We start from the raw sequence: 13097 nt of genomic DNA on the forward strand, positions 1-13097 counted from the left end.
CCTTCAACGAGGAGGGCAAAGAGGTCGACATCTCCTTCGCCACCCAGAACTGGCGCAAGGCCGTCCTCGACAAGACCCGGACCGGCAGTTCGTCCGCAAGCACTTCGAGGCGATGGTCTTCACCGCACTCGCCGAGGAGCTGCGTACCGGCGACGTGGCGGTGGTCGGCTCGGAGGAGTATGCCGACTGGTCCGAGCAGCTGCTGGACTGGGAGAGCGTCCAGGAGACACTGGGGTCCTACCTGGTGGAGGTCGGCCTCGCCGAGCCGGGCGAGAGCGCCGAGTTCGACGCGAAGTCCTTCCGCCGGCAGCTGGAGGACAAGCTGCGAAGTGCCGCCGCGGCGGCCGATGCCGGGTACCCGGAGAACGAGGGCCTGGTCATCGACCCGGAGACGGGCATCCCGTTGCTGAAGGCGTTCCGGGCTGACGGGCAGCGGCCCTCGGCGAAGCGGCTGGAGCAGGAGATCAAGGCGAGGATGCCGGAGCGTTCCCTGATGGGGATCGTGGCCCGGACCGCGTACTGGGTGGAGTGGCGGCGCCGCTTCGGCCCGCCGTCGGGCAACGAGCCCAAGCTCACCGACCCCTTGGGCCGCTACGTGATCGTCACGTTCGTCAAGGGCACCAACATGGGCCCGTACGAGGCCGCCCGGCACATCCCGGGCGTGAGCGGGCACGAGCTGTCGTACGTCGCCAACAAGCACTTCTCGATCGTGCTGCTGAACGAGGCGATCGCCGACCTGGTGAACGCGCATGCCCGCCTGGACATCTCGCAGGCGTGGGGCGACGGCACCACGGTGGCGGCGGACGGCACCCACATGGACACCTATCTCGACAACCTGCTCTCCGAGACGAGCGTCCGGTACGGCAAGCCGGGCGGCATCGCCTACCACCACGTCTCGGACACCTACATCGCGCTGTTCACGCACTTCATCCCGTGCGGGGTGTGGGAGGCCGTCTACATCATCGAGGGCCTGCTGAAGAACACCAGCGAGGTGCAGCCGACCACCGTGCACGCGGATACCCAAGGCCAGAGCTTCCCTGTCTTCGCGCTCGCCCACCTGCTGGGCTTCGATCTGATGCCCAGGATCAGAAACTGGAAGGAACTGACCTTCTACCGGCCGAGCAAGCAGACGGAGTACGTGCACATCGACGCCCTGTTCGGGGAGCCGGGCAAGCACGTCATCGACTTTGACCTGATCGAGTCCCAGTTCCGCCACCTGATGCGCGTGGCCGTCTCCGTACGCGAGGGCACCATCTCCTCCTCCACACTGCTCAAGCGCCTGCGCTCCGGGTCGAGGAAGAACGCCACCTACGCCGCGTTCCGCGAGGTCGGCCACGTGATCCGCACCGTCCAGCTCCTGCGCTACCTCTCCGACGCACCGCTGCGTCGGCGGGTGACCGCGGCGACCAACAAGGTTGAGTCGTTCAACGGCTTCTCCCAGTGGATCGGCTTCGGCAACCGCGGCGTCATCGCCGACAACGACCCGATCGAGCAGGAGAAGGCGATGAAGTTCAACGCCTTGCTCACGAATGCGGTGATCTTCCACAACGCCCTGGACATCGCGGAGATCGTCCGCCAGCTGCTGGAGGAGGGATGGGCGATCGACCCGGAGGACTTGGCGCACATCTCGCCGTACCTGACCGAGCACATCAACCGGTTCGGCGAGTACAGCACGCGCGAGCTCGGCATCCAGCCCGACGCGTACGACCCAAAGCTCGACGTCGACTTCACCCCGCTGCGCGAGCAGGACCTGACCACCGCCGGCCTCGGCCAAGCCGCGTGAGTCTCGCGATTCAGTAGAGCCGCACGCGCGATGTCGCCGAGGTCAGTGGTGTGGTCGGCGCAGCCCTGCGACGAGGAGTTCGACCATGCGGCGTGCGTCGTAGCGGGGATCGCTGTCCGCGCCGATGCAGAGGTTACCGACGCCGCGCATGAGCTGGTACGCATCGATGTCGGGGCGGATCTCGCCAGTGACGGCTGCGGCTTCGAGCAGCTCGGTGCAGACGGGTACGAGGCGGTCGAGGAAGTAGGCATGCAACGCCTCGAAGCCGGCGTTGTCGGCCTGCAGCACTGCGGCGAGTCCGTGTTTGGTGACCAGGAAATCAGCGAAGAGGTTGATCCACCGCCCTAGTGCGGAGTGCGGAGAAGGGCTAGTCGCCAGCAGGGCCGGACCGGCCTCGGCGCAGGCGTCGACCTGGTGCCGGTAGACGGCGATGATGAGGTCCGCTCGCGTCGGGAAGTGGCGGTAGATCGTGCCCACCCCGACGCCGGCCCTGGCCGCGATCTCGCGTACCGGCGCTTCCACGCCCGACGTGACGAAGACCGCGGCGGCCGCATCGAGTAGGGCCTTCTGGTTGCGCCGGACGTCCTTCCGCCTGGCCGGGGCCGCCTGCCCTGCACCCTCGTCGCTGTCGTTCACCGCGCCGCTCCTTCCACTCACCGCTTGCAAAAGCGGAACAAGGTTCCGTATTGTTCCGGAGCATGGTTCCGTTTTGCTCATGATGTCAGAGCAAGGGCCCGGCAACCAAGCCATGCAATGCATCACGCTTCACCCACAATGAGGAGACACGGCCATGCAGTACCGCACCTTGGGCCGCACCGGTGTGCAAGTCAGCACCCTCGCGCTCGGAGCGATGAACTTCGGAAAGATCGGGCGCACCACCCAAGAGGAGGTCACCGCCATCGTCGACGCCGCCCTGGAGGCGGGGATCAACCTGATCGACACTGCCGACGTGTACAGCGGCGGCGAGTCGGAAGAAATGGTCGGCAAGGCCATCGCGGGCCGCCGCGACGACATCGTGCTGGCCACGAAGGCGACCATGCCGATGGGCGACGAGCGCAATCGCCAGGGCAGCTCGCGCCGCTGGCTGGTCACCGCGCTGGAGGACAGCCTGCGTCGGCTCGGCGTCGACCACGTCGACCTCTACCAAATCCACCGGTGGGACCCGAACACCAGCGACGAAGAGACTCTGTCGGCGTTGACCGACCTGCAGCGCGTGGGAAAGATCCGCTACTTCGGCTCCTCGACCTTTCCGGCCTACCGCATTGTGCAAGCCCAGTGGGCCGCCCGCGAGCACCACTTGAGCCGTTACGTCGCCGAACAGCCCAGCTACTCGATCCTGCAGCGCGGCATTGAGGCCCATGTGCTGCCCGTGACCGAGCAGTACGGGCTCGGTGTGCTGGCATGGAGCCCGCTGGCCTCGGGCTGGCTGTCGGGCGCGATCCGCGAGGGCAGTGAGATCACCACCAGCCGCTCAACGTTCATGCCGCAGCGCTTCGACACCGCCATTCCCTCCAACCGGGCCAGGCTCGACGCCGTCGAGCAACTGGCCAAGGTCGCCGACGAGGCGGGCCTGACGATGATCCAGCTCGCGCTCAGCTTCGTGACCACGCACCCCGGCGTGACCAGCGCGCTCGTCGGCCCCCGCACACTGGACCACCTGCACTCGCAGCTTGCCGCCGCGGACATCACGCTCTCCGCCGACGTACTCGACGCGATCGACGCCATCGTCACCCCCGGCACCGACCTCGCCGCACACGAGAAGAACGACACCCCGCCCGCGCTGCTCGACCCGTCCCTGCGGCGCCGCCGATCGTCCCAGTAACAGCCTCCACGTGCGCGACATCCCGAAGCTGCTGCGAAGTGACAAGTAGCTCAGCATGAGGCTCCAGCCTTGGGCCATGGATGAGGACCAACGGGCAATGGATGGCGGTAGCAGTAATTCCGCTTCATGGTCGGCTTACGGAACTTTCATCACCCGGCGGTCCATCAGTAATCTGCCGCAGTAAATGCCGGATTTACTGCGGCGGACCTTCTACCGTGATCGTCGCGACCTGCGGCGGGGCGATCCGGCCGCCGGGGTGAGGTGTACGCATTTACTGCGGCAGTGCCGGGGGCGGGACGGGCGTGACGATCGAACCGGTGACCGAACTCGGAGGCGGGGGCGCGGTGCGGCTGCCGCGCGCCCGCGTCGTGCCCATGTCCGCCCCGCCTGCGTCGTACACCGCGGCGGTAGAGCGCTACCTCACCGGCGCGGGCATCGCGAAGTCCTCCGCGCGGATCTACCGGATCTCGCTGACAACGTGGGGGTGGATGCTCGCCGGCGAACCGGCGCCGACCGGCCCGGCTCGCCGGGGCGCGAAGCCGCCCGTCTTCCCCGTCGCCGCGATCGACGACCCGGCAGTGCCGGAAGTGCTGGCCGAGCTGGCGGCGGCTCGGGCGGACGAGATGGACGCCGACACCGTCAACCGCGAACTGTCCATCGCGCGCAAGGCGATCGGCTGGTGGCAGCGCCAGGGCTGGATCGACGGGGACCCGACGATCGGCATCGAGCGGCGGCCGGCACCGCCCGACCGCACCAAGGCCCTGGCCGAGAACCAGATCGCCGCCCTGTGGCGCCTGGACGTCGGGATTCGGGAGAAGACGCAGTGGAAGATGCTCTACGAGTCGGCGGCGCGGGCCGACGAGGTGCTGTGCCTGAACGTGGAAGACCTGTACCCGCAGGACAAGCGCGGCAGGATCACCGCCAAGGGCGGGGCGACCGAGTGGATTCACTGGCAGTCCGGCACCGCCCAGCTCCTGCCCCGCCTCATCGCCCGCCGTACCCGCGGCCCGCTGTTCCTCACCGACCGCAAGGCCCCGGCCGGGACACCGACGCTCGACGTGTGCCGGGAGACCGGCCGGGCCCGGATCTCCTACCGCCGGGCTGAGGAGGTCTTCGAGGAGAACACCCGGCTGCTGGCCAGCCCCCTCGCCTCACCCGAAGACATCGAGGACCTGGACGGTTGGACCCTTCACCGGCTCCGCCACAGCGCCCTCACACACGACGCCGAAGACGGCACGTCCACGCCGATGCTGCTGGCGCGCTCCCGCCACGCGTCCGTCCGCTCCCTGGAGCGGTACGCCCGCCCCGGCGTCGACGCGGTCGCCCGACACGTCGCCGAGCGAGACCCCGCCGCTCGCCGTCGCAAGTGAGTCCGAGCGCTCAGGGCTTCAAGATCATCCCGTTGCCCCTTTGACCCGAATCTCGGTCACGCCCCTACTGCTCCCCGCGCCCGCGGGGATGGTCCCACCGGTCCGGCTTGGAGGAGGGCGCAGAGTTCCTGCTCCCCGCGCCCGCGGGGATGGTCCCCGCGCCGAAGCCGTCCACATCGTCAAAGCCGGCTGCTCCCCGCGCCCGCGGGGATGGTCCCTCCAGGACTGGCAGGACAACGTCGCACCCGCCCTGCTCCCCGCGCCCGCGGGGATGGTCCCTCGGCCGTCTCGAACATTCAGGTCAGCGTCAGCTGCTCCTCGCGCCCGCGGGGATGGTCCCAGTGCCCGGCCAGGGGGTGCATCCCTGGCCAGCTGCTCCCCGCGCCCGCGGGGATGGTCCCGGCACGCTCGGGCAAGCCCTCGGCTCAGCGTCCTGCTCCCCGCGCCCGCGGGGATGGTCCCCAGGGGTCGCCCTGCGTGATCAGGTTCATGGACTGCTCCCCGCGCCCGCGGGGATGGTCCCTCGACTCCAGCCGTCGCCGGATCCAGTCCCCACTGCTCCCCGCGCCCGCGGGGATGGTCCCTGCTCAAGCACCTGAACACCTGGCCCGGTCTGCTGCTCCCCGCGCCCGCGCGGATGGTCCCGCCGCCAGCTCGCCCTCTCCGGGGTCACGGCCCTGCTCCCCGCGCCCCTTCCCGCCGTGGCGGGCGGTGTGCGCGGCGAGGCCACCGTATGCGGCACACGGGCGAAGGCAGGCGAGGAGCGTGTGGCTGGCGAAGCCCGTTCAAGACGTACGCGCCTGGGCGGGTGTGCTGTCCAGGGAGGCGAGGAGCTGACCGAAGGTGATCTTCTCGTCGTTTAGTGGAAGGTCATGGCGGCGGCGAGTGCCTCCCAGCGTCCCGTGCTGCGCCCGCAGTGGTCCAACAGGATCTTCAGGGCGACGTCGGGTTCGTGGCGGACGAGGACCTCGTCGGCGGGGATCTGACGCAGGTGCTCCAAGGTTCGGTAGCGGGACTTCACGACGGCGCGGTAGACCTCGGAGCGGGAGAGAATCTCACCGGTGGCAGGGGAGTCGAGCCAGGACTGCAGGACAACCGCGGGGTCGGGGTGCTTGCCGAGTTCGTCGTCGTCCAGCAGCCGCACCACACCGTCGTCCTCGTCCTGCGGGGTCGGGACGGCGGCCGCCGCGGCCAGAAACCAGTCGGGCCCGCTGGCCTTCTCGGCGATCCAGGCCAGTTCCGCCGGATGCAGCCCGTTCAGGACGTCCACGACGGCGGTGTGCGGGTTGGCGGCGAGGGTGGACAGTGCCTGAACCCGGCGATGTTCGTAGTGGCGTTCTAGGAGCCGGGCTGGGCGGTCGTGGTTTGGATCGACGTTGTCGAGGATGTCCTCTGACACTGAACATGGACCGATTGCCAGGGAAGTTGGACAACCATTACGTTCCTGCTATTGATGTTGGACCGAAGGGCTGGGGGCAGGGTGGGGGCACCGGCTCTTGCGTACGAGGACGCCGCGGTCTCTTCCCTTGAGCTGGACCTTCTTGAGTGGAGACGTCGGCGACGGCAGCCCCTGGGCCAGGTGCGAAGGCCGACGGGCCGACGGAGATATCGAGGATCATGGTCGCCTTCCACGCGTCCGCGCTGGACGGAGTCGCCCGCAACCCGGTGCTGCCGACACCGTTGCTGCTGCGCTTGCTCGCCTTCGACGGCGGCGGTGACGGTCCGCCCCGTCACGCCCTCCAGCGGGCCGGACTTCCCGAGCCCGCCATTGCGTTGATCCTGGCTCACCCGAACCCAGGTGCTCGGATCGACTTCGCGATGAGCGCCAGGGCCGAAGCCGCACAGCGGGCCCGGCTCGTGGACGACCCCTCCCCTAAGGTGCGAGCTGCCCTCGCGTACGGACCCGAGGAGCGCAACCCGCGTACGACGGTCGCGCCGCTGCCGGACAACGTATGCGCCCGCCTGCTCGACGACCCCGACCCTTCCGTACGGGCGGCCCTGCTGGACTCACCCCATCTCACGGCGTCGTTCGTGGCTTCCTTGGCCACGCACCGCGATCCGGCAGCGCGCCGAAGAGCGGCGCGCGCAGGGGAGAAGCTGCCGCCGGACGAGCGGTCGGAGCTGCTGGCCGACCCTGACCCCGAAGTGTGGCGGGCCGCCGCGCTGTGGGAGTGCCGACGGGACGCCCGGCTTACCGCCGAGCTCCTCCGCGATCCGAAGTCCGCCGCCGAGGCTCTGCGCCGCGGGCTCATCCACCGCGCCGACGCCGAACGGTGCGTTGCCGAGCGGACGCACCTGGCCGCCCTCGCCGAGAACCCGTCGCTGCCCGCCGACCTCGTGGAGCAGCTCGCCGTGGACCCCGACGAGGCCGTACGGCTCGCGGTCTCTCTCAGGTCGGAACTGGACGAGACACGACGCATGGCGATCAACATCACGGTGGGAGCCCTCGCCAGGGGCGACGTTGAATGGGTACGGGACGGGCTCGCCGATCCCGAGGTGCTGCGACGGGCCGCGACCTCCGCACACCCGCTGCTCCGGCGCGCCGCCGCCCGGAGCTCTCATCTGCCGCCCGACCTTCTGCGCCTGCTCGCGCGCACCGAGGACCCGCTGGTGGAGGACCTGCTGGCCGTACACCACCCCGACACCCCGGAGGGGGTCCTCATGCGTGTGTTCGCGCGGCTCGGTGGGACGTTCTCCGCCTGGATGGCGGAGACGCACCCCCGCTTCCCCCGCGAGGGCCTCGCCGCGCGCTACGCAGACCATCCGGACGGCAACTACCGCCGGCTGGCCGTCCGAGACCCGGCCGGCACCCCCGCGCTGATCGAACGGCTCAGCCATGACCCCGCGGTTTGGACACGCCAGGCGGCGGTCGGCGACCCGCGCATCCCGATCCACCGGCTCCATGAGGCGCTCCACGTCCCCGAACTGGCCTCCAGCGCGGGTGCCAACCCAGCGCTCCCCGACGACGAGATGGCCGCGGTCCTGGACAGGGCCGGCGTTTCCGCCTGACCACCGAGCACAATCGCCCAGCCCTGCGCCGCTTTCCGACGGCTCGTCCGGGCAGGCCGCAGGCACGAAGGCCGTGATCGGCCTCCCAAGCGACGTCCATCCCCGACCAGTCACAGCTGACCATTCCCCGGTCCAACTTCAGTGACAAACAATCCAACTTCGATGTCAGAGGACAGAGGATGCGGATCAGGGTCCGGTTCGGCTCGGGGGAGACGACGGCCGGTGATCCAGCCGGGCGAGCTGGGCCCAGGCACCGGCGAGGTGGTCGGGGTTGGCTCTGAGGAGGGCCAGGTCATCCGCGAGGCGCGGGACGCGGCCGTCGAACTCGTGGTCGCCCTCGTGTTTGTCGGAGCACGCCGGCCGGGACGTGTGTGCGACGGCCACGTGATGACCGCCCGCCTCCAGGTCACGGACGGCCAGGTCGGCCCGGCGTCCCGGCCGGAACAGTCGGGCCGACCTGTGTCATCTGTGTCATCAACCCCTCGTTTCCCCAGGTGGGCACACTCATCTGTGTCACTGTTCAGCTGATCTGTGTCATTGCGAGGGCGGGACCCAGGTGGACTCATCAACCGCCCCAGAATCTGAGTCCTTGGGTCCCGAGACCGGTGTTTTCGCTGGTGGACACGATCCGCAACGGCTGCTGGGTCCCTGGGTCCCGCACCGTCGTACGGCCGGGTTCGTCCGGAGTGGTCCCCTCGGGCCGGGGTGGCCGATACCGTTGGAGCAGACGCCAGTTCCGCCCTCCTGGAGGCCTCGATGAGTGAACAGCCGGCCCCCGTCGACCACGCCCGGCAGCAGCTGGAGCCCGCGGCCGCCGACGCAGTCCGCGCGTACGCGGCCCAGACCCGCGAGAACGCCGACCAGTTCGCCGCCGTCCTAGAGGACATCGCGGCCAACGGGCTGCCCTCGGTGGAGGACTGCACGCCGTGGGAAGAACTGCGCGAGGCCCACCTCGCCCGGCTCGCTGCCCAGCGCCCGGCCGTCGCCTGATGCCGTCGGTGCACGGGCCTCGCCGCGCCCGTATCGCCTTCTCCGACTCCGCCGCGAAGCAGCTGGAGAACATCACCAGCGAGGCGGGGATCCACGCCCTTGACCGCGCCCTGGTCGTTGTCTCCGTCGACCCAGACGTCGGCGAGGCGCTGCCCGGCGGCTCCGCTGGCCCTCAACTGCGCGCGTACACCGACGAAGTCGAGCGCGTACGCCTTTTGTACTGGGTGACGGCGCTTCGCACCGTCGTGGTCGTCGCCTACATCGAGATCTAGCCACCGGACGTTGCGGCCAGTGCGCAGGCGAACACGGTGCCCGTCGTCCACGTCGGGGGCCGACGCAGCCGGTCCAGCTCCGAGAAACGGGAGCCATCCGGCGTCTTCAGCCTCGCCACCAAGTTCCCCCAACATGGGGTCCGCACGGCGGGCAGGCCCGCGACAGTGGCAGGCAGCCGCTTGTTCGCGACCTTCCGGACCTCGGACATCTGCCGGGCCAGCATGCACACCCCAGCAGCAGCACGCGGGAGCGGCGCAGGCAGCCCACCGCGTGGTTGAAACAACGCCTTCGGGCCCTCGAAGTGCGTCTACACCCGCCCGTGAAGGAAGGCTCGGAACCGCCGCGACCAAGCCTGGACCACGTACTCCTGAACTCGTAGGGGTCCCAGATCTCCTACTCGGGCTCGTACGCCGTCTTCGGCCCCTCGGTGTACCGCTTCACCACCGACGGCGACGCCGAGCTGCGAGCGGCCCGTGCTCGACCACCGAGCACAGGATAGCGCAGCGTGCACATCTGGAGCGCGAAGCCGAGCTGGTGGTGCGCCGAGCGCCGCAGAGCGATCACATCGTCCAGGAAGAAGAACCGCTCAGCTCAGGAAAGATCGGGTCCTCGGTGGGGTGGCAGCCGGCGGGGCGCGGTGGGCCACCTGTCCGCTGAGACCTGCGAGAACAGCGGCCTCGGAACGACGTGGTGACCAGTGACTGTGTCCTGTTGGGTCCCTGCTACTCAGTCCCTGGGTAAAAATGCAGGTCAAACGGGCATGAGGCTCAGTCGAGGGACTCAAGGGACTCTCATTCGGAATTATGAGCCAGTCTTGTGTGCAGGTACGCGCGGGCGCATCTGACTGTCTACAGGTGGTAGCTAGCTCATAATTGGGGATTCCAGTCCCTACGGTCCCTTGCGTGTGGTTCGTTGTGCCTCCGACCTGCGGAAATGTTCAGGGACTGTAGTCAGGGACCAAAGGACTGCGGCAGGCGACTGCGTGCCTGCCGCTCCATGGCAGGTCGGCGGCTGTAGCGGCCTGGGGCATTGCTCAGTGATGAGTCCGGCCTTGTTCACGGCTGCGCTCAGGCTCCAGTCCCCTCGCCGCGCGGCAGAGCACGGGCTGGCCGGTTATGCGAAAGTGCAGTCCCTCCAGCCACTCTCAATTCGGACATTACTTCCATGGGTTGTGCCGTGGGGCGGCTCAAGGGACCGTAGGGACCCGAAAGGCTGATAGGCCGCCACGCGGGGGAGCTGCTGCCCGCCATCGTCCTTGGGTTCTAGACTCTCTTCCGAAACACAGTCCCTACAGTCCCTTGGGACCCTCACTGCAGCATGCGGTCACTGCACCAGCTGAGCCTGTCAGGGACTGAGGGAAAACGAGAACCTCGAAGAAGGACGACGCGTGCCCGGCCCCAGCGCGACGAGAGTGCCTGCAGGCTCTGCGAGGCCTGCCACACCGCATGCCGTTGCCCGGTGGTGCGCCGAGCAGGGCTGGCCTGTCCATCCCCTTGCGGCGGGCCGCAAGACGCCTGCGGGAAATTGCGCAGCCTGCAAAGATCAGCACCACCACCCGGCCGACTGCCCCTGCCTGCCCGCTGGCCGTCCATGTCACGGGTTCCATGCCGCGACGACCAACGCCGCGCGCATCGATGCCTGGTGGTCCGGCACGCCGTCCTGGGGTGTCGGCGTGGCCTGCGGGGGAGCCGACCTGATCGTCATCGATATCGACGCACACTCCGCGCCGGTCCCCGACCGCAACCGCCTCCTGCCTGGCATCCCCATCCATGACTCTGTCGATCTGGAGGGTCTGGCGTCCGGCTTCGACACCCTCGCACTCTTGGCGGCACTACGCCGGCAACCCAGTCCCGCCGACGACGACAGCACGCTGCGCGTGCGTACCCCCTCCGGTGGTCTGCACGTGTGGTACCGAAACCCCCATCCAGCCACACGCTTCCGCTGCTCGACCGGATCCAGCTCAAAGGTCGCCCTGGCATGGCAGGTCGACGTACGGGCTGACGGGGGCTACATCGTTGCGCCCGCCACTCGCACTACCCAAGGGACTTACCTACGCGAAGGGTCGGCCAGACTGCCTGCGCCCCTGCCTGAATGGCTCGGCAAAGAACTCGTGAGGACTGGCCACGTGATCCAGCGCCCACCGGTCCGCCGCAAGCCCGAGGTCCCCCGTGCCCGCTCTCCCCGAACCGCTACCAGCGGGCAACGTGTCCTGGACCCCTTGCTCCTGGAGGTCGCTAAGTGCGCGGCCACGCGTGAAGGCGCGGCCTTCACTGAAAAGCTCAACAAGGCGGCATACACCGCCGGAGGACTTACGGCAGCCGGGCATCTCGACGAACACACCGCGCGGACCCAGCTGCTCAAGGCTGCCGAGGCTGCACGTCCCTGGCAGAGTGCCCGCAACGAACGCATCGTCGACGACGCCCTCGTCGCCGGGGCCACCCGCCCGCTCCACCTTGAAGGACGTTCATGAGCAGCGCCGAGACCCCGCGCTTCGACGCCAGCGCCGCCGCTCAGCAGATGCTGGATCTCGAACAGGCCGCCCCTCCGCCCCCAGCCCTGCCGGCCCAGGCCAACGCCTCGCCAGCCACCTCTTCCTGGGCGGAACCAGCCCTCTTGCCCGGCACGCTCACCGACCGCGGCAACGCCAAACTGTTCGTTAAGCTCTACCGCGACCAGTTCCGCCACGTCGAAGGCCTGGGCTGGTTCGCCTGGGACGGCTACCGCTGGAAGCGAACCGGCGGCGAGAAGGCCGCCCTGTGGGCCGCGGGCGAGATGGCCGAGGACATGCCGGACAGCGACCCACGCGGCCTGTTCAGCGACCGCGAGCTCCACCACCACAAAAAGCGCACCCTGTCCACCACCGGGATGAAGGCGCTCCTCACCCAGGCCAAGGCATCTCCGGACCTCTCCGTCGATCCCGACACCCTCGACGGTGACCCCTACGCCTTGTGCACACCCGCCGGCGTCGTCGACCTGAACACCGGCCTGCTCCGCAAACCGGACCCCACCCGCGACTTCCACTCCCGCGCCACCAGCGTCGCCCCCCAGCAGACCCCCACCCCGCGCTGGCACCGCTTCCTGCACGACACCTTCGGCGACGACGGCGAAGGCCAGGAAATGATCAACTTCCTGCACCTGCTGCTTGGCTACTCCATCACCGGCGACGTTGGCGCGCAGGTCCTGCCCTTCCTCCACGGACACGGCAAGAACGGCAAATCCGTCCTGCTTGACACCATGATCCAGATCCTGGGCGATTACGCCGACGCCGCCCCACCCGGATTCCTCATGGACCGCGGCGCATTCTCCGAGCACTCCACCGAACTCACCGAACTCCACGGCCGCCGCCTCATCGTCTGCAGCGAACTCAAGCCCAACGACAAGTTCGACGAAGCCCGTGTCCGGCTCCTGACTGGCGGAGACAAAATCAAAGCCCGCCGCATGCGGCAGGACTACTTCTCCTTCAGCCCCACCCACCACCTGTGGCTACTCGGCAACCACCGCCCCGAAGTGTCCACCGGCGGCTTCGCGTTCTGGCGCCGCATCCGCCTGCTGCCCTTCGAACGCACCGTCCCCGACCACCGCAAGATCGACAACCTGGCCTTCGAACTCGTCCGCGACGAAGGCCCCGGCATCCTGCAGTGGCTCATCGAGGGCGCCCGCCGTTACCTCACCACCCGCGACAACCTCGAAGGCCCCGACCGCGTCCGCATCGCCACCACCGCGTACGCCAACACCGAAGACCACATCGGCCGCTTCCTCACCGAATGCTGCACCCGCGACCTCGAAGCCCAGCCCGACCTACGCGTCGAACAAGGCCTCCTCTACACCACCTACGCGTCCTGGTGCAGCA

The 13097-nt window shown here is 68.8% G+C and carries 10 protein-coding genes, 1 pseudogene and 1 CRISPR repeat array; of the genes and pseudogenes, 8 read left to right on the forward strand and 3 right to left on the reverse strand.

Annotation, left to right across the window (positions count from 1 at the left end):
* Positions 1-244: 244 nt before the first annotated feature.
* Positions 245-1783, forward strand: coding sequence for a transposase (locus ACZ5Y0_RS28390; protein WP_469131530.1), 1539 nt, complete (start codon positions 245-247; stop codon positions 1781-1783).
* A gap of 42 nt (positions 1784-1825) precedes the next feature.
* Here ACZ5Y0_RS28390 and ACZ5Y0_RS28395 read toward each other — a convergent pair whose 3' ends face one another.
* Complete coding sequence (locus ACZ5Y0_RS28395; RefSeq protein ID WP_363087606.1) at positions 1826-2419, reverse strand: TetR/AcrR family transcriptional regulator; 594 nt, start codon at positions 2417-2419, stop codon at positions 1826-1828.
* A 154-nt stretch (positions 2420-2573) separates the two neighbouring features.
* Between ACZ5Y0_RS28395 and ACZ5Y0_RS28400 the strand changes: the two genes are divergently transcribed.
* A complete protein-coding gene (locus tag ACZ5Y0_RS28400) occupies positions 2574-3605 on the forward strand; it encodes an aldo/keto reductase (RefSeq protein WP_351364913.1) in 1032 nt (343 codons plus the stop codon).
* Positions 3606-3922: 317 nt separating this feature from the next.
* Positions 3923-4975 (forward strand): tyrosine-type recombinase/integrase, encoded by a 1053-nt coding sequence (locus tag ACZ5Y0_RS28405; protein WP_469131531.1) that lies wholly within the window; start codon positions 3923-3925, stop codon positions 4973-4975.
* Between the two features lie 67 nt (positions 4976-5042).
* Positions 5043-5620: a CRISPR direct-repeat array (repeat unit 29 nt; unit sequence CTGCTCCCCGCGCCCGCGGGGATGGTCCC).
* A 214-nt stretch (positions 5621-5834) separates the two neighbouring features.
* On the opposite strand, the gene ACZ5Y0_RS28410 is transcribed toward ACZ5Y0_RS28405, so the two are convergent.
* Positions 5835-6374 carry a hypothetical protein gene (locus ACZ5Y0_RS28410; RefSeq protein WP_469131532.1) on the reverse strand — a complete coding sequence of 180 codons (540 nt, stop codon included), beginning with the start codon at positions 6372-6374 and terminating at the stop codon, positions 5835-5837.
* A 218-nt stretch (positions 6375-6592) separates the two neighbouring features.
* On the opposite strand from ACZ5Y0_RS28410, the gene ACZ5Y0_RS28415 reads away from it, so the two are divergent.
* From ACZ5Y0_RS28415 to ACZ5Y0_RS28425, 3 genes are all read left to right on the forward strand, one after another.
* Positions 6593-7984 (forward strand): Mucin-2, encoded by a 1392-nt coding sequence (locus tag ACZ5Y0_RS28415; RefSeq protein WP_469131533.1) that lies wholly within the window; start codon positions 6593-6595, stop codon positions 7982-7984.
* 756 nt (positions 7985-8740) lie between these two features.
* Positions 8741-8974 (forward strand): hypothetical protein, encoded by a 234-nt coding sequence (locus tag ACZ5Y0_RS28420; protein WP_469131534.1) that lies wholly within the window; start codon positions 8741-8743, stop codon positions 8972-8974.
* The gene (locus ACZ5Y0_RS28425) at positions 8974-9246 is read left to right on the forward strand and encodes a hypothetical protein (protein ID WP_469131535.1); all 273 of its coding nucleotides are present in this window, start codon (positions 8974-8976) and stop codon (positions 9244-9246) included. Before ACZ5Y0_RS28420 ends, ACZ5Y0_RS28425 begins: the two co-directional genes overlap by 1 nt.
* Before the next feature lie 17 nt (positions 9247-9263).
* Here the strand turns inward: ACZ5Y0_RS28425 and ACZ5Y0_RS28430 are convergent.
* A pseudogene (locus ACZ5Y0_RS28430) lies at positions 9264-9835 on the reverse strand (DUF4158 domain-containing protein); the annotation flags it as partial.
* Positions 9836-10658: 823 nt separating this feature from the next.
* On the opposite strand from ACZ5Y0_RS28430, the gene ACZ5Y0_RS28435 reads away from it, so the two are divergent.
* Positions 10659-11717 carry a bifunctional DNA primase/polymerase gene (locus tag ACZ5Y0_RS28435; RefSeq protein ID WP_469131543.1) on the forward strand — a complete coding sequence of 353 codons (1059 nt, stop codon included), beginning with the start codon at positions 10659-10661 and terminating at the stop codon, positions 11715-11717.
* Positions 11714-13097 (forward strand): DNA primase family protein (locus tag ACZ5Y0_RS28440; protein WP_469131536.1); only part of this gene is annotated, 1384 nt, incomplete at its 3' end. The genes ACZ5Y0_RS28435 and ACZ5Y0_RS28440, both read left to right, overlap by 4 nt.

Source organism: Streptomyces sp. NPDC033216 (assembly GCF_055577115.1).